The 19,276-nt window shown below is 63.3% G+C and carries 24 protein-coding genes; 11 read left to right on the plus strand and 13 right to left on the minus strand.

Annotation, left to right across the window (positions count from 1 at the left end):
* The first annotated feature begins 128 nt into the window (after positions 1-128).
* From L0U82_RS33310 to L0U82_RS33320, 3 genes are all read left to right on the plus strand, one after another.
* Positions 129-1,160, plus strand: coding sequence for an Acg family FMN-binding oxidoreductase (locus tag L0U82_RS33310; RefSeq protein WP_233837807.1), 1,032 nt, complete (start codon positions 129-131; stop codon positions 1,158-1,160).
* A gap of 210 nt (positions 1,161-1,370) precedes the next feature.
* Complete coding sequence (locus L0U82_RS40035; RefSeq protein WP_442793710.1) at positions 1,371-1,646, plus strand: hypothetical protein; 276 nt, start codon at positions 1,371-1,373, stop codon at positions 1,644-1,646.
* A 188-nt stretch (positions 1,647-1,834) separates the two neighbouring features.
* Entirely contained in the window at positions 1,835-2,956 is a 1,122-nt protein-coding gene (locus tag L0U82_RS33320) for a PAS domain-containing sensor histidine kinase (RefSeq protein ID WP_233837811.1), read from the plus strand.
* Between the two features lie 20 nt (positions 2,957-2,976).
* Here the strand turns inward: L0U82_RS33320 and L0U82_RS33325 are convergent, their stop codons facing one another.
* Positions 2,977-3,447: a universal stress protein gene (locus tag L0U82_RS33325; RefSeq protein ID WP_233837813.1), complete on the minus strand. Its 471-nt coding sequence runs from the start codon at positions 3,445-3,447 to the stop codon at positions 2,977-2,979.
* 75 nt (positions 3,448-3,522) lie between these two features.
* On the minus strand, positions 3,523-4,509 hold the full coding sequence (locus tag L0U82_RS33330) for a zinc-dependent alcohol dehydrogenase family protein (protein WP_233837815.1): 987 nt from the start codon (positions 4,507-4,509) through the stop codon (positions 3,523-3,525).
* Positions 4,510-4,700: 191 nt separating this feature from the next.
* Between L0U82_RS33330 and L0U82_RS33335 the strand changes: the two genes are divergently transcribed.
* From L0U82_RS33335 to L0U82_RS33345, 3 genes are all read left to right on the plus strand, one after another.
* Complete coding sequence (locus L0U82_RS33335; protein WP_233837817.1) at positions 4,701-5,036, plus strand: c-type cytochrome; 336 nt, start codon at positions 4,701-4,703, stop codon at positions 5,034-5,036.
* A gap of 78 nt (positions 5,037-5,114) precedes the next feature.
* A complete protein-coding gene (locus tag L0U82_RS33340) occupies positions 5,115-5,489 on the plus strand; it encodes a DUF3564 domain-containing protein (protein ID WP_233837819.1) in 375 nt (124 codons plus the stop codon).
* 64 nt (positions 5,490-5,553) lie between these two features.
* Positions 5,554-5,994 (plus strand): hypothetical protein, encoded by a 441-nt coding sequence (locus L0U82_RS33345; RefSeq protein ID WP_233837820.1) that lies wholly within the window; start codon positions 5,554-5,556, stop codon positions 5,992-5,994.
* 228 nt (positions 5,995-6,222) lie between these two features.
* On the opposite strand, the gene L0U82_RS33350 is transcribed toward L0U82_RS33345, so the two are convergent.
* Complete coding sequence (locus L0U82_RS33350; protein WP_233837821.1) at positions 6,223-6,798, minus strand: cytochrome b; 576 nt, start codon at positions 6,796-6,798, stop codon at positions 6,223-6,225.
* Positions 6,799-7,230: 432 nt separating this feature from the next.
* Here L0U82_RS33350 and L0U82_RS33355 point away from each other — a divergent pair, with 432 nt between their 5' ends.
* From L0U82_RS33355 to L0U82_RS33370, 4 genes are all read left to right on the plus strand, one after another.
* Positions 7,231-7,812: a lipocalin family protein gene (locus L0U82_RS33355; protein ID WP_233837822.1), complete on the plus strand. Its 582-nt coding sequence runs from the start codon at positions 7,231-7,233 to the stop codon at positions 7,810-7,812.
* Between the two features lie 219 nt (positions 7,813-8,031).
* Positions 8,032-8,292, plus strand: coding sequence for a hypothetical protein (locus L0U82_RS33360; protein WP_233837823.1), 261 nt, complete (start codon positions 8,032-8,034; stop codon positions 8,290-8,292).
* A 111-nt stretch (positions 8,293-8,403) separates the two neighbouring features.
* Positions 8,404-8,613, plus strand: a complete 210-nt coding sequence (locus L0U82_RS33365; RefSeq protein ID WP_233837824.1) for a ChaB family protein — start codon at positions 8,404-8,406, stop codon at positions 8,611-8,613.
* Positions 8,614-8,694: 81 nt separating this feature from the next.
* The gene (locus L0U82_RS33370; protein ID WP_233837825.1) at positions 8,695-9,534 is read left to right on the plus strand and encodes a universal stress protein; all 840 of its coding nucleotides are present in this window, start codon (positions 8,695-8,697) and stop codon (positions 9,532-9,534) included.
* A 71-nt stretch (positions 9,535-9,605) separates the two neighbouring features.
* On the opposite strand, the gene L0U82_RS33375 is transcribed toward L0U82_RS33370, so the two are convergent.
* Both L0U82_RS33375 and L0U82_RS33380 read right to left on the minus strand, forming a co-directional pair.
* Complete coding sequence (locus tag L0U82_RS33375) at positions 9,606-10,907, minus strand: NRAMP family divalent metal transporter (RefSeq protein ID WP_233839300.1); 1,302 nt, start codon at positions 10,905-10,907, stop codon at positions 9,606-9,608.
* A 264-nt stretch (positions 10,908-11,171) separates the two neighbouring features.
* Positions 11,172-11,504, minus strand: coding sequence for a hypothetical protein (locus L0U82_RS33380; RefSeq protein WP_233839450.1), 333 nt, complete (start codon positions 11,502-11,504; stop codon positions 11,172-11,174).
* On the opposite strand from L0U82_RS33380, the gene L0U82_RS33385 reads away from it, so the two are divergent.
* Positions 11,460-11,654 carry an LLM class flavin-dependent oxidoreductase gene (locus tag L0U82_RS33385; RefSeq protein ID WP_326489786.1) on the plus strand — a complete coding sequence of 65 codons (195 nt, stop codon included), beginning with the start codon at positions 11,460-11,462 and terminating at the stop codon, positions 11,652-11,654. The genes L0U82_RS33380 and L0U82_RS33385 overlap by 45 nt on opposite strands.
* 88 nt (positions 11,655-11,742) lie before the next feature.
* On the opposite strand, the gene L0U82_RS33390 is transcribed toward L0U82_RS33385, so the two are convergent.
* From L0U82_RS33390 to L0U82_RS33425, 8 genes are all read right to left on the minus strand, one after another.
* Positions 11,743-13,335, minus strand: a complete 1,593-nt coding sequence (locus L0U82_RS33390) for a class I adenylate-forming enzyme family protein (RefSeq protein ID WP_233837827.1) — start codon at positions 13,333-13,335, stop codon at positions 11,743-11,745.
* The gene (locus tag L0U82_RS33395) at positions 13,332-14,099 is read right to left on the minus strand and encodes a VOC family protein (RefSeq protein WP_233837829.1); all 768 of its coding nucleotides are present in this window, start codon (positions 14,097-14,099) and stop codon (positions 13,332-13,334) included. The genes L0U82_RS33390 and L0U82_RS33395 overlap by 4 nt, the downstream gene beginning before the upstream one ends.
* Entirely contained in the window at positions 14,096-14,572 is a 477-nt protein-coding gene (locus L0U82_RS33400) for a PaaI family thioesterase (RefSeq protein WP_233837832.1), read from the minus strand. Before L0U82_RS33400 ends, L0U82_RS33395 begins: the two co-directional genes overlap by 4 nt.
* A gap of 87 nt (positions 14,573-14,659) precedes the next feature.
* Entirely contained in the window at positions 14,660-15,664 is a 1,005-nt protein-coding gene (locus L0U82_RS33405) for a zinc-binding dehydrogenase (RefSeq protein WP_442793725.1), read from the minus strand.
* Positions 15,665-15,722: 58 nt separating this feature from the next.
* Positions 15,723-16,721 carry an ABC transporter substrate-binding protein gene (locus L0U82_RS33410; protein WP_233837843.1) on the minus strand — a complete coding sequence of 333 codons (999 nt, stop codon included), beginning with the start codon at positions 16,719-16,721 and terminating at the stop codon, positions 15,723-15,725.
* A 56-nt stretch (positions 16,722-16,777) separates the two neighbouring features.
* Positions 16,778-17,626, minus strand: a complete 849-nt coding sequence (locus tag L0U82_RS33415; RefSeq protein ID WP_233837845.1) for an ABC transporter permease — start codon at positions 17,624-17,626, stop codon at positions 16,778-16,780.
* Positions 17,623-18,366 (minus strand): ABC transporter ATP-binding protein, encoded by a 744-nt coding sequence (locus L0U82_RS33420; RefSeq protein WP_233837847.1) that lies wholly within the window; start codon positions 18,364-18,366, stop codon positions 17,623-17,625. The genes L0U82_RS33415 and L0U82_RS33420 overlap by 4 nt, the downstream gene beginning before the upstream one ends.
* Positions 18,363-19,106, minus strand: coding sequence for a GntR family transcriptional regulator (locus tag L0U82_RS33425; protein WP_233837849.1), 744 nt, complete (start codon positions 19,104-19,106; stop codon positions 18,363-18,365). Before L0U82_RS33425 ends, L0U82_RS33420 begins: the two co-directional genes overlap by 4 nt.
* Positions 19,107-19,276: the final 170 nt, after the last annotated feature.

Below are 19,276 nucleotides of genomic sequence, written 5' to 3' on the forward strand. Positions count from 1 at the left end.
CCGGGAGCTCGCCAGCCGTCTCGAGACCCGCACAACGTTGACCTGCCTCAATCGCGCCGGGCTCCCGCGTGACACGATAAGGACACGAACCGCATCCGCGCGGCAAGGCCGCGACAGGAGACCTCCAGATGAACGACACCGCGCCAAACGAAGCCTGGGACATCGGCGAGCCGCACTTCAGCGCCGCCACGCCGCTGGACCGGCAACTGCGCTTCGCGCTGCGCTATGCGGTGCTCGCGCCGTCGAACCACAACACGCAGCCGTGGAGCTTCATCGTCGATGGGGACACGGTGGAGGTCTGTGCCGACCGCACGCGTGCGCTCGCCGTCGTCGATCCGTTCGATCGCGAGCTGCTGATCGGTTGCGGCGCGGCGCTGTTCAATCTTCGCGTTGCGCTGCGCCGCTTCGGCCTCGCTTATGCGATCACGCTGTTTCCGTCGGAACTCGATCCCGATATCGTCGCGCTCGTGCAAGTATCACGCGATGCGAACGGCGACTCGCAGTTGCAGGCGCTCTTCGAAGCGCTGACGACGCGCGTCACGACGCGCGCGCCGTTTGTCGACGAACCGGTTGCCGCGTCGCTGCAACGCAAGCTGATCGATGCCTGCAACGCCGAGGGCGCAATAGCCTGCTGCGTGGAGCGCAAGTCCGGGCGTGAAGCGCTCGCTCAACTGGTCGTGGACGCGGATCACGCGCAGTTCGCGGACCCGCGTTTCCGGCGCGAACTGGCTAGCTGGATTCATCCGCTACGGCACGACGACGGAATGCCGGCCTATGGTTCCGGTGTCGGCGCATTGCTCGATTTCACCGTGCCGCTCGTCACCTCCGTGGTCCGCGTATTCGATGCAGGCGCGGGGGTTCCCGCGACACACCGGCATCTTGTCGAGGGCTCACCGCTGATGATGGGCATAGCGACGATGCGAGACGACCGGGAAGCATGGCTCGCCACCGGACAGGCGCTCGAACGGATGCTGCTGGTCGCGGCATCCGAGGGGCTTACCGCCTCCTATCTGAATCAGCCGATCGAAGTCGAACCGCTGCGTGAGCAGTTGAGGACGCTGCTGCACGTCGACGGAGTGCCGCAGCTTCTGCTGCGCATCGGACGCGGTCCAGGCGCGAGTCATACGCCGAGACGGCCATGGTCCGACGTGATGTCGTAATACGCGACGTTGCGACCCCGGGCGTCGTAAGCCGACAGCCATGTAGGACTACTCCGACCGGCGCACCGAAATTCCTGGATGCGGTTCCGCCTGCGCCTATTGGCCACGCGTGCAATCCGACCAATACTGAAGACATGCAATCCACCTCAATGAGGATCGCCCGCCACCGCACATTCGATGTGGTGGCCACGATCCGCCAGGAGACCCGCCATGTCATACGCTGTTACTACCGCTGCACCGCATCACGCAAATCACGAGCACACAGCTGCGGGCGGCACGACGTGCCGGGCTGCCCAGCCTGACGAAACTTGCGCCGATGTCGAACGCCTTCTTGCCGTTGCGCGCGGCGCGGGCATGCTTGTCATGCTCGACGCGCAGATCGGCCGTGAAAGGTATCAAAGCGTAGCCGGATCGGTGGTGTCGCTGCAGCGCTTCGCAACGGCGCTTTGCCGGATGATGCTGACCGAGCAGCGCGCGGCCGGTTAAAGCTCCGATGCGGCGTCCCACGCCTTGCTCCGATTGCTTCGGTATCAGAGATAAAATGGGGGCATGCCGTGCTCCGGCGTTGATGGCAAGCACCCAGCCTACGTACACGCAGTGGAATAAGCTTCTCCGACCTGATATAACACAGTCACCTGCTACGGGCGAACCGCGCCCGAACGGCTGGAGGAGTGATGGGTCGATCGAGTGGCGAGTCTTCCCGCTTCACCGGTGCGGCGTCGATCTCGGACGTTCCCGTCGAGGATCGCTATTTTCTGTTGATTGAAGCAGTTCAAGACTACGCAATCTTCATGCTGGACACCTCCGGTCGGGTGACCAGCTGGAATCCCTGCGCAAAGCGCATCAAAGGCTACACGCCCGAGGAAATCATCGGGCGGCATTTCTCCACCTTCTATACGCCGGAAGACATCGCGGCCGGCAAACCCGCTCGCGAACTCCATACCGCTACCATCGAAGGCCGCGTCGTCGACGAAGGCTGGCGGGTGCGCCGCGATGGCTCGCGGTTCTGGGCCAATGTCGTGATTTCCGCCGTGCACGACGCATCGGGCGAGTTGCTCGGATTCGCCAAGGTCACGCGCGACCTGACCGAAAGCGTGCGTCTCGCGGAACTCGAGCGTGCGAACGCGGTGTCGACCCAGGCGCAGATCGCCCGCGAAAACGAGCAGAAACGTATCGCCAGGGAACTCCACGACGATCTCGGACAACGGCTCACCGCGTTGAAAATGAGCGTCGCTCTGCTCGAAGCGAACCTCGAAGCGCAATCCGCCACCCAGCCTCTCGTGTCGCACACGCATGAACTGCAGATGCAGATCGACTGGATGGCGGGAGCGCTACGGCGTATCTCGGCAAATCTGCGCCCCCCGCTACTCGACGACCTCGGGCTCGCCGCCGCGCTTGACTGGCTGGCCGAGGACTTCACGAAACGCTATGGCGTGCAGGCGAACGTGCATCTGGAACCGGCCGAGCCGGAGTTCGGCGAGTTTGCCACGACGGCACTGTTCCGGATCGTGCAGGAAGCGCTGACCAACGTCGCGCGACATGCAAACGCGAGCCACGTGCGCGTCGAATTGACGTGCACGGGCCTGCTTCTTTCGCTCTATATCGAGGACGATGGCGTCGGTGCGGATCTGGACCGGCCACCCGAAAAGCACTCGTTCGGTCTTCTGGGCATCCGCGAGCGCGTGAGACAGTTGCACGGCAACGTTACGTTTTCGAGCTCGCCCGGCAACGGCTTCAGGGTCTCGATACAGGTTCCAGTCGATACGCTCCGGCAGCGGCCGATTGCACCCGCTTGATATCTCGCGCAGGTGGCGCACTAAATCGCAATGGATTCGCGCGCGCCCTCTTCGCGCATCAGCAACACCGGACAGTGCGAGAAACGCAGAACCTGTTCCGCGACGCTGCCGATCACGAGGCGCCGTGCGCCCCGGCGTCCATGCGTGCCCATCACGATCAGATCGGCGTGGACGAGGCGCGCATGGCGTAGCACGGCACTGGCCACGTCATCGGACAGACTGTTCGATTCGACCATCTCGGCGCGGCATTGCACGTCGGCGGCGGCGCAAGCCCGTTCCGCATCCTCCAGCACCGAGCGACCGTCCTTGCGCACCGCATCGATGAACGTGATCGGATCGTAATAGCCGCCATACGAAAACAGTGGTGTCTTGTCCACGACATAGACCGGATGCACGACGCCTTTTGTCACGGCGGCGAGCCGCACCACTTCTTTCAGTGCGCGTTTCGAAGAGCTGCTGCCATCGAGCGCGACGAGAATGTTCTGGTACATGGCGATTCTCCAGATATGAGGGAATTCAAAGTCGATGGACTGCGACGCGATACGCGCCTCGATCCCGGTCAAGCGTCACCGGATCGCGAGCACCGCCGCGCCAGTCAGCTTGCCGCTACGCAGATCATCGAGCGCGCGATTCGCATCGCTCAACGCATAGGTCGTTGTTTCTAGCGCGAGACGGGTCCCATCCGCGATACGCATGAACGACAGCCCATCGTCACGCGTCAGATTCGCGACCGACACGACGCGCCGCTCGCCCCACAGAAACGCGTACGGAAACGACGGAATGTCGCTCATATGGATGCCGCCGCAGACCACCACGCCGCCCTTCGCGACCGCGCGCAACGCCTGCGGCACGAGCGCGCCGACCGGCGCGAACAACAGCGCGGCGTCGAGTTCAGTGGGCGGCGTCTCGTCGCTGCCGCCGGCCCAGACGGCGCCAAGACGCAGCGCGAGTTGCTGGGCCGCGCGATCGCCGGGACGGGTGAACGCATACACGCTGCGCTGCTGGTGGCGCGCCACCTGCGCGACGATATGCGCGGCGGCGCCGAAACCGTAGATGCCGAGCCGTTGCGCGTCGCCGGCCATGCTCAGCGTGCGATAGCCGATCAGGCCGGCGCACAGCAGCGGCGCGGCGTCGATGTCGGAGTACTGCGACGGCAAATGAAAGCAGTAGCGGCTATCGGCGACGGTGCGCTCGGCGTAGCCGCCGTCGATCGTGTAGCCGGTGAAAGCAGCGTCGTCACACAGGTTTTCGCGCGCCGACAGGCAGTAGCGGCAATGGCCGCAGGTGCGTCCGACCCACGGCACGCCGACCCGCTCGCCTACCTCGAAGCCCGTCACGCCGTCGCCCAGCGCGGCCACCACGCCGACGATTTCATGGCCCGGAATCACCGGACGCTTCGGATGTTCGAGCTCACGATCGACCAGATGAAGATCGGTGCGGCACACGCCGCACGCGTGAACATCGATCAGGATCTGCCCGGCGCCGGGCCGCGGGTCCGGCATATCACGCTCGTGCAGCGTCGTGGAACTGCCGTCGAACACCATTGCTCGCATCGTGCTCTCCTTTACCGGGGTTAGCGCCGGCCAGCCGGTTCGACGACTGCCGCGGGCGAGTGCTTTTCATCGACAGCATAGGAGCGACGCGCGCGCAGTCAAACACGCACCGTGGGCAGATTGATCGAGGTCAATGAGCCCCGGTTCACGGCCCTTACACTGATCTTATTCCTTACGTAGGGGCGCCTGTCGTGATTGCACTGTTCCGAAACTGCCTGCTCGCAGGCGCGGCACTTGCGCTGAGCGCCGGTGTCGCCTATGGCGAGCCTGAACCGACCGCGCTCGTCGATCAGCAGCACTGCATGTTCTGCCATACGCGCGATGCGCCGTTTCTCGCTCCATCGTTCCAGCAGATTGCTGAACGTTACCGCGACGTGCCGAACGCGCAGCGGATGCTCGAACACAAACTGCGGTTGGGCGGCAAGGCGCACTGGGGCGATATGCCGATGCCACCCGCGGTCGAGCGTGGCGGCCCGCTCTCGGCGGAAGACGCGCATACGCTAGTGCAATGGGTATTGAGTCAATGAGATGCCGATGACACTCGCCGCGCTTCGCGGTTGCCGCGCCTCGGCTAGAGAGAGTACTTCACGTCCCGGAGAATTTTCATGCGTCTCACCGTTCACCTCGACACGTTCGATCGTGTCCATCCCATGGCGTTCGCTATTCTCTGGCTCGACAAGGACACGCGGCAGTGGTCGCGCGAAGGCCACTTCGGGCTCGAACTGCCCGAATGGGGTGCATTGCATATGGATTGCGGCAACACGCTCGTATGCGCTCCACACAGCGCGGTGCCCGTGTGCGTGCTCGAAGGACTCGATCTGAACGAGGCGGAAGGACCGTTCGAAGGCGAGGTTGGGCGAGTGCAGTGGTGCGCGGTGCGCGGCAGCAATCTGACGACGGGCCACTGGCGTGTGCAATGCGTCGACACCGAGCGGAAAGAGCCCGAAAACGGCGTATTCGCCGCCGGAGACGAAGCGTGAGGCCGTCAAAGCCCGGCCTTGAACATGTCGTCGTGCGTCGTTATTGTCAGCGAGGTAATTTGCCATGAGTCTCGTGTCCGATCTGGACGGTGTGCGGCACGCGTACGGACTATGCTTCGTGCGCGTGCCCTGGGCCTATTTTTCGCGACTGCCAGTCGATCGGCAATGGGGGGACGGCTGGGAGCGCGCTCCTTACGAACAGCATGCCGGACCGCCCTACGACGACACCGCTCAGCAGATTCTGACCGTCGCCTACGATGGTCCACTGCTGACGCCCGATGCCGGATACGACGGCCGCGCGCTAAGCGCCAATGAAATAAATAGTGGTGCCGCGCCGTGGTTGCGCACGCAGAACTTCATCGGCAACGCGCCGGTGCATATTGCCGCCGGCGTAACGCTGGAACGATTCGTCGAACTGGTCGAACTGGCGGGCGGCCACGTGTTTGCGCCGCTCGGGTGGGGAGCATTGCGGCTTGAGCCAGTGTTGGCGGCCGAAAAACAATAATCGCGCCGGGAAATCTTATGCCGCGGCCGGATCGCTGACGAGGTTGCGTCCGTTTTCCACACGTCCCGGCTGGCACCATGCCACCGCCATAGACGCGCCCAAGGAACATGCCGTGACGCTCAGGAAATCACGGCGTGGCCTCGCGCGGCCGCTGTTGCCCTGTCCTGCCGGGTCGGCCTCGTTTTACCGCAATGGCTGGCGGCGTCAGCCAACTACCGCGTCCCTCGTTCAACTATCGCGTGCCGCGTCGCGCGACGGGCCGGCACCCGGCGCCATCCGCTGCATGACATGGTCTTTCAGAATGAAACGATGGAACAACGCGGCAAGAACGTGCATGACGATCAGCGCGAACAGCACCCACGCGAGGATGCCGTGGACATCGCCCATGGCGTGGCCGAACGGCGAGCCTGTCGGGCTCAGCGACGGATAGGGCACGACACTCGCGAGCCGAACCTGCCAGCCGCGCGAGGACGCGTTGATCCAGCCAAGGAGCGGGACGAGCAGTAAGCAGACGTAGAGAAGAAAATGGGTAACGCGCGAAGCGAAGCCGAGCAACGGCGGCAGGTCGTCCGGCGCGGGCTGGTGGGTCAGCCGCCACACGACGCGAAGCACCATGACGGCGATTAGCGCCGAGCCGACGCCGAGGTGCCAGGCAATCAGCCCGACCGGCTGCGTGTCTTTGTGGACGTCGGGCATCGTCCAGCCGATTACGAACTGCACAGCGATCAACAGGACCGTCAACCAGTGCAGCGTGCGCGCGACGATGCCGTATGCGGGCGCCCTGCCGTCATATAGTTTGATCACTCAGACTCCACGCGTTGTTCTGGCCAACCGGAATCGACCAGGCACATAAGTTTCAACTTTTGAACCAACGCCATCGATCCGGGCATTGGACAAGCCCTCGAGCGTAACGATATTTGCTTAAAAATTTCTGATGCCGGAAACCCGGCTCGCGGATATTCGTCCCAACAATTACTGTACTGCAAATATTTTTTGGCTGATAAGACTTCTTTTTCGGCCTTCCGCGTGCTACGCCTATGCCGCAGTCGCGGCTCGGTACTTCTCACCCGACCTGTTCCGGATCGCGCAGCGCAATAGTCCTTGCTGCCGCGACTCTCACGTTGCCGGCCCCCGGATACGCTCGCGCTTGATGCAGATCAACGGGCCTGGGCGTCAGCACGAGTGCAATGGCGACATGTACTGAACGATGACGGCAGCTCAACAGACATTGTCCCCATGCGGAATTCAATCGCGTGCCTCACAGCGTTCGTCACTTGCCTCGTCGGCTGCACGCACGCCCCGGCAGTGTCGCCGGAAGCGTCGGCGAAGCCCACTGCCTGTGTCGCGGGTGCGCCGATCGATCTGCAACGCTACATGGGAAAGTGGTTCGTGATCGCGGAAACGCCCTATCTTGGCGACAACGATTATGTCGGCAGTTACGACGAATGGACGTTGCGTCCCGACGGACAGATCACCGACGATTATCTCGGCCAGCGAAAATCTTTCGATCAGCCGGTCACAGGAAGCCGCTTCGTGGCAAAGGTCGTACGTGGAACGGGAAATACCACCTGGCGAATCGGCCTCATCTGGCCATTCGAAGTCGTGGTTATCACCGCATACGTCGATCCCGACTACCGCTACACCATCCGATGCATGGTCGACAGCAATATGGTGTGGGTGCTGTCGCGCAGCCCGACGATAGACGAAGCGGCCTATCTGGATCTGATCGCTCGCGCGGCCGGGATGGGTTTCCGCGTCCAGCGAATCCGGCAGGTTCCACAAAATTCCGGGCAAGCCGGTCCATCTCAATCTCAGTAAGCGCGCTCGCGACCACGGAGGCATTCATGTTGACCACATCCACTCCAAGCAATTTGCCGGCGATCTGGATAGCCTTCGCCAACGCGCAAACGCGCAAACGCGCAAACGCAACTCTGCATCGACTGGCTGGCACTGACACAGGAAACATGGGCACGTTGCGCGCTCACGCGCAATCCGCTCGAATTCATGTCGGCTGCGAGCCTGACCTTTCCCGAGTGCATGTCGAGCGCGATGCTTTACTGCAAAAACGTTTCGGACGTCGTCGATGCGTATCGGAAGCTCGCCGGTGGCGTCGCCCCTGGCCCAGACACCGCGCCGGCCATCTCCGCTCGCTCCCGCGAAATCGGCCCGGTGAGCGCAGCGCACTCGGCAGCCGGCTATCCAGAGCGATTTTCACCACCGCGAGTACCGCCCGAGATGCCGATCGACGGCTCGGAAATCCACCGTTCGCCGCCGCTCAGGATGGACGACACGGAATAACCGCCCTCGTGAAGCTAACGCCCGATGTCGTGCCGGTCCTGTCCTTGCCTCGCGATATCGTTCGGATCCGCGCGCGCCACGCAAAGGCGAACTCTTCGACCGGAGAACGAGATGCCCTACGTCAGCAACGACGATCTGCCCGCATCGGTTCGGGATCATCTGCCATGGCACGCGCAGGACATCTATCGGGCTGCGTTTAACGCCGCGTATCGGGAATACGCGGCCGGTGCGCGTCACGAAGAAATCGCGCACCGCGTGGCGTGGGCCGCGGTCAAGCGGTGTTATGTCAAAGACGGCGACGAGTGGATCGAGCGGTGTTAATCAACGAAGCGACGCCCGCCTCGCTGAACTGAATCCGGTCACTCGCAAACACACAACTTGCATGCCGACGGAGCCGATGCGATGAACTACCGCAACTTACTGGTCCATCTGGACGATAGCGAAGCCGCACGGCAGCGCCTGGATATCGCGGTGCGCATCGCCCGGCAGTTCGATGCGCAACTGGTCGGGCTGGACATCGCGCCGGTTGCTGACGCTCATCTGCTGTCCGCGATACCGGGCGCGGCCGGATTGCACGCGGAAGTGATACGCCAGAACGAACAGCGGCACGCGGCGCTGCGCGACCTCTTCGATGCGGCGTGCCGGCACGCGGAAGTCCCCGGTCAACTCCGGTGCTGCGACGCGAGCGACATACGAAGCATCGTGCGGCACGCGCGTCTGGCCGACCTTGTCGTCGCCGGGCAGTCGGATCCGAACACGCCCGAAACCTACCTTCACGATCATGTCGGCGACCAGCTGTTGATGAGCAGCGGTCGCCCCGTGCTGTTCGTGCCCTACACCGGCGTTTTCCCCAGCGTCGGTAGCCGGATCCTGATTGCGTGGGATGGCAGCCGCGAGGCGACCCGCGCCATTCACGACGCGCTGCCATTCATTTCCCGTGCGCAGCAGAACATCATCGTGACGGTGCACAAGCCGTTAGACGCGCCACTTGTGGCACGCATCCCCGGTGCCGACATCGCACGCACGCTCGCCCGCCACGACGCTGTTATCGACGTGCTCGAACTCGAGGGCGCTACCGGCGAGCACGTGGGAAGCATGCTGCTGTCGTGCGCCCACACTCACGGCAGCGACCTTGTCGTTATGGGCGGCTACGGACACGCACGCTGGCAAGAAGCGGTGTGGGGCGGTGTGACCCGCACGTTCCTGCAATCGATGACTGTGCCGGTCCTGATGTCGAACTGAATTTGCGCACGATCCGTCGTGTTCTCGAATATCGCCGTTGCGCTGACCGGCAGTTGATCAATGACCACGCGCTAGTGCGGAACGAACGTCCAAAGCGCCGCGAAACCCATGACGGCGGTCGCGATCCATCCGAGTGTCCGCACCGGCCGGCTTGCGGTGAAAGGGCCCATTACCGACGACTTTGACACTAGCAGGATGATCACTACCATCAGCGGCACGGCGACTACGCCATTGATCACCGCACTCCAGAACAGCGCACGCATGGGACTGATCGGCGAATACTGCAGCGCAAGTGCGATGAGTACGCTCGCCGCGATGATGCCGTAAAAGCCGCGCGCCTCAGCCACGCTGTGTTCGAGCCCTTCCTTCCAGCCCATCGACTCCGACAGCGCGTAGGCGCCCGAGCCCGCCAGTACCGGCACACCGATCAGGCCGACTGCGAAAATGCCGACGGCGAACAGCAGATACGCAAAATCGCCTGCCAGCGGACGCAGCGCGCTGGCAGCCTGTGCCGCCGTTTCGATATGGGTCACGCCGGCGACGTGCAAGGTCACGCCGGTGGCGAGAATGATGAACCAGCCGGTGATGTCCGAATAGAACATGCCGCTCCATGTATCCCAGCGAATGCGGCGCAACTCCGTCGGGGCCGCGCGCGGATCGCTCAAGAGCGGCGCGCTGCCGCGCTTGACCTGCATGTCCTCGACCTCTTCGGACGCCTGCCAGAAGAACAGGTAGGGGCTGATGGTGGTGCCGAACACGCCGAGCACGACGGCCGCCGAAGACGCGTCGAGCCTGAACGCCGGCCATACCGTGCGCAGCGCAACTTGCCCCCACGGGACGTGAACCATGAAAACCACTGCCGCGTACGCAAGCAGCGAAAGCGTCAGCCACTTCAGGAAGAACACGTAGCGGTGATAAGGCACGAGTATCTGACAGAACACGCTCGCCAGTACGAAGACTGCCGTCATCAGGTGGCGATCGATTCCGGTTACCAATTCGGCGGCTTCGCCCATCGCGGCCACATCGGCGGCGATGTTCAGCGTATTGGCGATCAGCAGCAACGTCACGACGCCGTAAAGCACAACGGGTGGAAACACCGCCTTGATGTTGGCCGCCAGCCCCTTGCCCGTCACCCGGCCAAGGTTGCCGCACATGGACTGAACGGCCGCCATCAGAGGAAAGGCGAGCGGCATCGTCCACAGCATGCCGAGGCCAAACTGCGCACCCGCCTGCGAATACGTAGCGATGCCGCTGGGGTCGTCGTCCGCCACGCCGGTGATCAGCCCCGGCCCGACCCGGACGAGCGGATGCTCCTTCAGGCGGGAAAATAATTCCCGCAAGCTGCCAGGCTGTGTGCTGTCTTCGACCCGCATCGGTTCTCCTCGGCAGAGATCAATTGGCGTTTCCCGCAAGTGCAAGCACTGGTGATCCGGTCGGCCCATGCTGCCCGTTCTGATGGTGACCGAAGTCATGCTTCGGCAGCCGAGCCTCCTCCACCACGGCAGAGTTGCCTGGCGGCTTTCATCGCGGATATCCTTGCGCGGCTGCCGGCCGATCAGGCGCGGCACGCGGCGACAGCACACAGAGTCGTTCGGAAGCGCGGTGAGGACTCTGATACAGATCAACAACGCGCGCATTCATAGCCCGAAGGGCTCGGCAACGTCGCCGATGGGGCAATGGCTTTGACGGCAAATGATCCGGTCGATCACCGGCTTGATCCGGTGCTTGTCGATGAAGCGGATCATCTCTTCCTGGGCATCGCGAGTACCGACCGGAATACCTCGAATGCTCGTGCCCTTGGCGAGGAACAGACCCGGATCGATGGCGTCGCCGAAGTCGAACAGGCCGATCGCCGCGATGTCGCCGCCGAAAGCCAGCGCCTGACTAGCGACACGCCATTCGATCACGCAGGCGCGTACTACCGCGTGCACGGCCACAAACCGCAGATCCGGCCGCTGCAACAATCGCATTTGCCGGTCTATTTCGGCGGCTCGTCGGATGCCGCAATCGAAGTGGCGGCCAGACATGCGGAAGTTTACGCGTTGTGGGGCGAATCGCTCGCGGCCGTCGAGGAGACAATCGCGAACAGCCGACACGGTTGCCGCTTGAATGCGCTGTGATGTCTCGCGCGCCGGCTGTTGAGGCCGGCGCGCGCACGCGCTGCTGCCGCGCCGGTGACCGTGACGCGTGCAAACGTGAATGCCGGCGTCAAACCGGTCGAGACGACATATCCGGCGCAGCCTCATCGGCGATCCGCCGTGCCGCGATGGCGCGCAACGCCGCACGATCGACCTTGTTCGTCGCCGCGAGCGGCAACGCATCGATGAACCACACCCGGCGCGGATGCTGAAATGCGGGCGCATGTTCGAGCGCAAAGCGCTTGACCTCCTGCTCGTCAAGCACGGCACCCGCTTTCACCACCACGAATACCACCGGTTTCGTGCCTTTGATGTCATCGGGAACGGGCACGACACACGCCTGTTCGATCGATGGATGCCGTTCAAGCATTCTCTCGACATCGCCTGGATAGATGTTTTCGCCGCCCGACACGAACATGTCGTCACGCCGGCCGACGAACGTATAGAAGCCGTCCGCATCGCGCTGGAACACGTCACCGGTCCGGTAATAGCCGTCAGGCGTAATCGGTGCAACCAGATCCGGGCGGTTGTGATAACCATTCATCAGCCCCGGGCTGCGCAACTGCAGTTCGCCTTCATTCGCCGGCACACTCGCTTCATCGACGAGCCGCAATTGCACCTGCGGATGCGCGACACCCACCGACAGCGGCGGCGCCGGCCGACCATCCGGATGCGGACCGAAAACAACCGGGCCGCCTTCCGTGGTCCCGTAGGCGTTGATCACGCGCGCGTTCGGCAACAACGAACGCAGTTGCCCGAACAACGCGCCGCTGACGGGCGCCGAGCCCATCCGCACGACTCGCACCGACGACAGATCGCTGGCGGCCAATAGTTCGCGATGCTGCATCATCATCGCGATCATTGGCGGGACTGCCGTGAGCCACGTGCAATGCCATTGATCGATCGCGCGAATATAGCTCGTCGCTTCGAACTGCGGCAGCATCACCGTCGTCGCGCGGGCAGCGAGCGCGAGGAACGCCAGCGCCAACGCATTCATATGGAAAAGCGGCGCGGCGATCAACACACGTTCGCCGGACAACGGTTGCGTGCTGAGTCGAGTTTCGACCACCCACAAATGACTTTGATGCGACAGCACGACGCCTTTCGGCCGGCCCGTCGAACCCGACGTATACAGAATCAGCGCGGCCTCACGCGGCTCGGGCACGACTGCATCGAAGCGCAATCCGCGTGTATCGGCAACAAACGACGAAAAGGCCACCACGTGAGCCGGCAACGAATCGACGCGATCGGCTGGCCGCGCATCGAACACCACGGCCGGCAGCGTCACAGGTAGATCCGCCACGCGCTTCGCGTCACAAAACACCGCGCGCGCGCCGCTATCCGCGATCACGTCTGCGATTAATGCGCGCGGGAAACGAAAATTGACCGGGACCGCGACAAGCCCCGCGCGCATGATGCCAAGCACCGTCGCGACGTAATGCGCCGAATTCGCCGCAAGCACGGCGATCCGGTCGCCACGGCGGTATAGCCGCGTCAGCGCCACTGCAACGCCGTCCGCAAGTGCATCCAGTTCAGCGTAACGATAAGCAACTGGCTCCAGCGCGTCGTCGAGTTCGATCAAGGCGATCTCGCCGGCATCTGCGACCCTATCGCCGGGCACATCGCGAGTAATCAACGCGCCAAGATTAAGCGGTGTGCTCATTCGACAAACTCCAGCAACGTATCGAAGCGTGGCAATGCAACGACACTGCTGCGTTCATTCAACGCAAACGGCAATTGCGCGTCGGCCGCGTAAGCACCGATGTCGCGCCACCGCGGTGTACGTATCGTGATCGCCGCAAAGCGCGGCGAACGCGGCGTCGCATGCAAGGCAAGCGCACCGAAATGCACATCGAAGTCCGCGCGGTTCCAGAACGCCAGCCGGAAACCCGCGGCGGGTTCACCGAGACGCGCATACGTGTGCTGGTCCGCATCAACGATATGGAGCGTATCCAGCGCATAGGCGCCGTTCGGATGCGCGCTCCATTCGTCACGGAACACGAATTCGGGCGTCAGGTGCTGGCAGAAATACACGCGCCCGCCGAATGCGGGATTGGGCTTGAGCCGAACCGTGACGAAACATGCGTCGCCAAGCCCGGCCACCGGTCGCGAAAACCGCTGTGGCGGTGTCGCGTCGAAACCAGCCGAATGCAACGCGTCGAATGTGCGCTGCGGATCGTCGCTCCGATACACGAGCCCTTCCGCGCCGAGCGGACTCGCGGCAATTTCTTCGCGCACCGTCGAGCCATCCGCCGGCAGACCAATCAGTTCGAGATAGTGCCCAGCGAAGACGATTGCGTGATTGATCGACCCGAGCGTGTGATAACCGCGCGGCGTCACCGTAAAGCCGAGTTGCCTGAATAGCGCCTCGGCCGCGTCGGTATCGAAACGCGTGTTGATGACGAGATGGTCGAGCGCAAGCGTCATGCTTTCCCCGGCTGCGCCCCAGCAGCGGGCGTGGAAGGCGCCGGGGGTGCCGCCGTTGCATACGCGCCGCGGCCGCTTGCGACGAGCTTGCCATCCGCGTCATAGACATGCGCTTCTGCCGTCGACACCTGAGCGCCGAAACGGATGACCTTGCCCTTCACCCGCAAATCGCCCGGAAACGCCGCGCGATGGTAATCGACACGCAAGTCGATCGTCGGCACGCCGCGCCCCGTCTTCGACACCAGCGCCCAGTCCGCCGCGAGATCGACCAGCGCGGCCAGAACGCCACCGTGCGTGTAGCGCTTCTCAGGGTTGACGACCCACTCTTCGCGCCACGTCGCGATCAATTCGATCTCGCCTTGCGTCACCGACACGACCTTCAAACCCAGCCACTCGTGAAACGGCGCGCGCCGCAGTCGCGCTTCGATATCGTGCGCGGCGGGCAATGCCGCTGCGTTTTCAGCTTCGCTCATCTTGCTTACCTCGATACAAATCAAATCGAATCAGATTCGGTCCGCGGATCGGTGCACATGCATCGATCCGCATGGATCATGCGTGCGTCACGGATTGACGACGACCTTGCCCAGCACCTCGCGGTCGCGAATCAGCCGCAGCCCTTCGGCGGCCTGTTCGAGCGGCAGTACACGGTCGATCGCCGGTGTCAGTTCGCCGCGCTCGATCTGCGACAGCAGTGCACGCAAGTTGTCGTCATAGAAGCTGTTCGATCCGATCACTTTGAGCTCGAAGCTCCAGATATAGCGCAGGTCTTCTTTCGGGTCGTGCCCCGCGGTCGCGCCACACACGAGCAGCGCGCCGCCGCGCTTCAGGCATTTCAGCGACGGCACCCACGTATCGCCACCGGTAAAGTTCACCACGACGTCGACCCCACCTTCGTAGTTGCGCCGCTGCGGCTTGCCATAGCGTTCGATCGCCCACTTCGAAAAATCGGTCGTCCGATAGTTGACGACGTGGTCCGCGCCCAGTGCCTTCAACTGCGCGGCTTTGTCATCGCTGCCCGCGCAGGCGATCACTTCGGCGCCGAGTTGTTTTGCAAGCAGCAGCGATGCGGTTCCAACCCCGCCGCTCGCGCCGAGAATCAGCACGCGGTCGCCCGCTTTCACCGTTGCATGCGTGACCAGCATCCGGTGCGCGGTGCCGTAGGCCACCGGCAGCGCGGATGCCGCATCGAAACTGACCGCATCGGGCAGCGCAATCAGTTGCGCGGCCGACACGGCGCAGTACTCGGCCATGCCGCCGTCGAGCATTTCGCCCATCAAGCCCTTGTCGCGATTGAGCGGATTGACCAGCACGCGGTTACCGACGCGCCAGCCTTCGACACGCTCGCCCACTTCGACGATTTCACCGGCCATGTCCAGACCGATGACGACCGGCAGCGGCACCTTGATGCCGGGCATGCCCTTGACGGTGAATACGTCGTGGTAGTTGAACGAAGACGCGCGCACGCGAATGACGACGCCGTCCGGCGCCACCTTCGGCAACGGCTTGTCGACGACGACATGCAACTGGTCGAGATCACCGTGCGCGCCGAGCACGAGCGCCTTCATCGTCGACGGAAGAGAAACTGACATCAGAAAACTCCAGAGGGATTGAGCGGTGTGATATTTATCGGATCGATTTCGACGCCGTATACGGACTGGTGTCGAACAGGTCCGCCGGCAGCGCGCCTTCAATGACGCTGCCGTCGACAAAGATCTGGTGCTCGCGTTTGAGCGTCGCGATATCGATCGGCTCGAAGGTCACGCGGTTGATGTCCGACCAGCGAGCCGCATACGCGTCCGCATCGTTAGCCGGCAGGTTCGCGCTCCTCTGCAGAATCGCCGAGACGTCGCTGCGATGATCCGCGCCCCATTGCAGCGCGTCGCGCATGCCGGCAATCAGTTTGGGAACATCGTCACGATGCTTCGCCAGATAGTCCGCGCGCACCACGCTGACGCCGATGTACGGCGTAGCGTCGGATTTGGTCAGCTTCTTCCATTCGTCGCCGAACGTACCCAGCCGCTTCACCTTCAGCTCGCCGATCTGCGTGAGCGTGACCGAGCGCAGCGCGGCCGCGTCGACCTGCTTTTGCACGAGGAACTGCGCGAGCCGCGCTTCATTGCCGGGCACCAGCGAAAAATCGCCGCTCCTGATACCGTCGTTGCCCTGCAGCACCGCCGTTGCAATCGCGGCGACCGAGCTGCCGGCCGGCGACATGCCGACGCGCTTGCCGCGTAAATCCGCAAGCGTGCGGATCGGCGAATCTCGCGGCGCGACGAATTCGACATCCGCGGGCTGCGTCGCGAGCACGATGCGCAGCGGCACCCCTTCCGCGGCGGAACTGAACACGGCCGCGGCAGGCGCGGCAAACGCGAAGTCGATCGCGTTCGCGGCGAGTGCGCGGTTCGGCGCGTTCACATCGGCAAAGCGGACGAATTGCACATCGAGACCGCGTTGCTGCAAGAACTTCCGTGCTTCGAGCACCGCGCCGAAGCCGAGACTGACGCCGCTCGTCCAGTAGCCGACGCGAATCGGGTCTGCGTTCGCGGGTTGAACCGCACCGAGCAGCATCGCCGCGACAGTGGCGGCGTACGAAGCCCGCTTGACCAGAGCGAATGTGGCCATATGGAAGATTTCGAATCTGAAGGAGCTACCACGCATCTGCCTATTCCCCGTTATCGTCAAACCGTGTTTTTCCACCTGAAAAGATGCCGTTCGAGCGGCTTCAGCACACCAGCCTCGATCAGCAGCATCAATACGACCAGCGTGACCGTCCATGCGAACACCTGATCGGTCTGCACGAGATCCGCGGCCTGACGCAACCGATAGCCGATACCGTTAGACGAGCCGATCGTCTCCGCCACCAGCGATACGCGCCAGCCGAATCCGAACGCGAGCCGCGCCCCGGAGAAGAAATGCGGCAGGACGGTCGGCAGAAAGATCTTGCGCATGATCTGCGCCTGCGACATCCGGAAGCTGCGCGCGAGTTCGATATGCTGGCGCTCGACCGTCAATGCACCGCGCCACACGTTGGTGAGGATCAACGGCATCGCGGTCATGAATACGACGAACACGGTCGTCGAGTTCGAGATGCCGAACCAGATGATCGCGAATACCGCCCAGATCGCGGACGACACCGTATTGATGATCGACAGCAGCGGTTCGAAAAAGCGTGCCGCGCGCGGGTTCGCGCCAAGGACAATACCGAGCGGCGCACCGACGGCCGCCGAGAGTACGAAGCCGGCGAGCACGCGATAGAGCGTGATACCGAGATCGCTAAAGAACATGTCGGACTGCACGAGCTTCAACAGCGTCTGAGCGACCTTTGCGGGACCCGGCAGCACGAATCCGGGCATGCGCAGCGAAGCGAGCCACCAGACGGCAATCAGCAACGCAACCAGCACGATGCGCTGTACCGCAAGCGACACCCACAACGACGGCGATCGCACCGGCGCCGACGCCGACTCAGCGGACTCTGGCGCGACACGGCCTCCCGCAAGCGTTCGAAAAGATTCAGTCGCACGCTTCATATCGTCATCCTTACGCGCCGGATCGTTTCCGCGACCGCCGCATCGACGGCGCTACGCGGACGCGGCAAATCTATGGTCACCACTTCTCGCACGCGTCCTGGCCGTGGCGCCAGCACGACGATTCGATCGGCGAGCACCACTGCTTCTTCGACGTCATGCGTGACGAACAGCACGGTCAACTGCCGTAGCGCACGAATCCGCAACAGCTCCGCATGCATCTGTCCGCGTGTTTGCGGATCGAGCTTCGAAAACGGTTCGTCCATCAGCAGAATGCGCGGCTCGCCGACCAGACTGCGCGCAAGTGCGACGCGGCTGCGCATCCCGCCGGACAGCTCATGGGGATAGCGCTCGGCAAATGCGCCGAGGCCGACCATATCGAGCGCGGCGTCGGCACGCGCGCGGCGTTCTCGCGCGGACAGTCGCGGATGCGCGGCCTCGAGCCCGAACTCCGCATTCGCGCGAGCGCTGCGCCATGGCAGCAAGCGGTCTTCCTGAAACATATACGCGAGCGCCTGCGGCGCTTCGAGTTCCGTCGCACGCGCGCCGCCGAGCCGGACCTCGCCGTGATCGGCCGCAAGCAGACCGGCCACGATATTGAGCAGCGTACTTTTGCCACAACCCGACGTGCCGAGCAGCGCGACGGTCTCGCCATCGGCGACGTCGAACTCCACGCCGTCGAGCACCGGCAGCCCGCCATAGCGCTTGCCGACGCCGCGCACCGATACCGCGGCCGCGCTCATCGCCGCAACTCCGCGACAGTGAACACCGGCAGCGATGCGCCCGCACTCGACAGGCTTGCGTACACCTTTTCCATCGTCATGGTCCGAAAGGTTTCGATATGCCGGCGCGCGATCATTTCCGCGCGGCGGCCGTCGTTCGCTTCGAACGCGTCGATCAACGCGTTGTGATCGTGTTTGATTTCGGGCTTGGTGCCTTGCACGCCGAAACCGAGCGCTACCAGCCGCGACATTTCATCCATCAGATTCGCCAGCATCCGGTGCAGGCGCTCGTTGCCGCTCGCCCGTGCGATCGCCAGATGAAACTCGCGGTTCGCATCGAGAAATACGTCGATCTGATCCGACAGCGCGCGCTCGGGATGCGGCACGCGGCAGGCGGCTTCGAGACGTCGCAACAATGCGACGTCGATGCGGCCGCATGCAAGCCGCGCGGCCATCGGTTCCAGTTGCACACGCAACTCGAACACCTCCTCGACGTCACGCAGTGTGATCGGCGCGACGCGATAACCCTGGCGCGGCATCGCGCGAACAAATCCCTGATGCACGAGCCTCACCAACGCGACCCGGCAACTGCTTTTGCCGATACCGTAGGCGTCCATCAACTGGCCCTCGGTCAGCGTCGAGCCCGGCATGAAACGGCACGACAGCAGGTCGCGGCGAATCCGCTCATACGCATCCTGCCCTCGCGCACCTAGCGGTTCGTCCAGCGATGCGGATTCACTTGAAGCGGACTCGTCGATCATCGTGGGTTGGTTGTCGTGAGCAGCTCACGAACGGGTTGTCGATCAATCAGACAGCCATCGTAGCCGCCATACATGCGATGACTAACCAATTAAAACAAACAACGATCTGCGCAATCGATATATCGTGAGCCGCTCACGAAAGCTCGTTTCGATGCTTTCCTTATCAATTT

Source organism: Paraburkholderia sp. ZP32-5 (assembly GCF_021390495.1).
Lineage (GTDB): Bacteria > Pseudomonadota > Gammaproteobacteria > Burkholderiales > Burkholderiaceae > Paraburkholderia.

Bases quoted from the DNA above. Each gene is read 5' to 3' on its own strand.
- L0U82_RS33410 (WP_233837843.1), bottom strand. From the start codon at position 16,721: ATGGCCACATTCGCTCTGGTCAAGCGGGCTTCGTACGCCGCCACTGTC.
- L0U82_RS33390 (WP_233837827.1), bottom strand. From the start codon at position 13,335: ATGAGCACACCGCTTAATCTTGGCGCGTTGATTACTCGCGATGTGCCC.
- L0U82_RS33425 (WP_233837849.1), bottom strand. From the start codon at position 19,106: ATGATCGACGAGTCCGCTTCAAGTGAATCCGCATCGCTGGACGAACCG.
- L0U82_RS33420 (WP_233837847.1), bottom strand. From the start codon at position 18,366: ATGAGCGCGGCCGCGGTATCGGTGCGCGGCGTCGGCAAGCGCTATGGC.
- L0U82_RS33400 (WP_233837832.1), bottom strand. From the start codon at position 14,572: ATGAGCGAAGCTGAAAACGCAGCGGCATTGCCCGCCGCGCACGATATC.
- L0U82_RS33405 (WP_442793725.1), bottom strand. From the start codon at position 15,664: ATGAAGGCGCTCGTGCTCGGCGCGCACGGTGATCTCGACCAGTTGCAT.
- L0U82_RS33380 (WP_233839450.1), bottom strand. From the start codon at position 11,504: ATGCGATTGTTGCAGCGGCCGGATCTGCGGTTTGTGGCCGTGCACGCG.
- L0U82_RS33345 (WP_233837820.1), top strand. From the start codon at position 5,554: ATGAGTCTCGTGTCCGATCTGGACGGTGTGCGGCACGCGTACGGACTA.
- L0U82_RS33360 (WP_233837823.1), top strand. From the start codon at position 8,032: ATGTCGAGCGCGATGCTTTACTGCAAAAACGTTTCGGACGTCGTCGAT.
- L0U82_RS33340 (WP_233837819.1), top strand. From the start codon at position 5,115: ATGCGTCTCACCGTTCACCTCGACACGTTCGATCGTGTCCATCCCATG.
- L0U82_RS33320 (WP_233837811.1), top strand. From the start codon at position 1,835: ATGGGTCGATCGAGTGGCGAGTCTTCCCGCTTCACCGGTGCGGCGTCG.
- L0U82_RS40035 (WP_442793710.1), top strand. From the start codon at position 1,371: ATGTCATACGCTGTTACTACCGCTGCACCGCATCACGCAAATCACGAG.
- L0U82_RS33415 (WP_233837845.1), bottom strand. From the start codon at position 17,626: ATGAAGCGTGCGACTGAATCTTTTCGAACGCTTGCGGGAGGCCGTGTC.
- L0U82_RS33310 (WP_233837807.1), top strand. From the start codon at position 129: ATGAACGACACCGCGCCAAACGAAGCCTGGGACATCGGCGAGCCGCAC.
- L0U82_RS33375 (WP_233839300.1), bottom strand. From the start codon at position 10,907: ATGCGGGTCGAAGACAGCACACAGCCTGGCAGCTTGCGGGAATTATTT.
- L0U82_RS33330 (WP_233837815.1), bottom strand. From the start codon at position 4,509: ATGCGAGCAATGGTGTTCGACGGCAGTTCCACGACGCTGCACGAGCGT.
- L0U82_RS33325 (WP_233837813.1), bottom strand. From the start codon at position 3,447: ATGTACCAGAACATTCTCGTCGCGCTCGATGGCAGCAGCTCTTCGAAA.
- L0U82_RS33395 (WP_233837829.1), bottom strand. From the start codon at position 14,099: ATGACGCTTGCGCTCGACCATCTCGTCATCAACACGCGTTTCGATACC.
- L0U82_RS33355 (WP_233837822.1), top strand. From the start codon at position 7,231: ATGCGGAATTCAATCGCGTGCCTCACAGCGTTCGTCACTTGCCTCGTC.
- L0U82_RS33370 (WP_233837825.1), top strand. From the start codon at position 8,695: ATGAACTACCGCAACTTACTGGTCCATCTGGACGATAGCGAAGCCGCA.
- L0U82_RS33365 (WP_233837824.1), top strand. From the start codon at position 8,404: ATGCCCTACGTCAGCAACGACGATCTGCCCGCATCGGTTCGGGATCAT.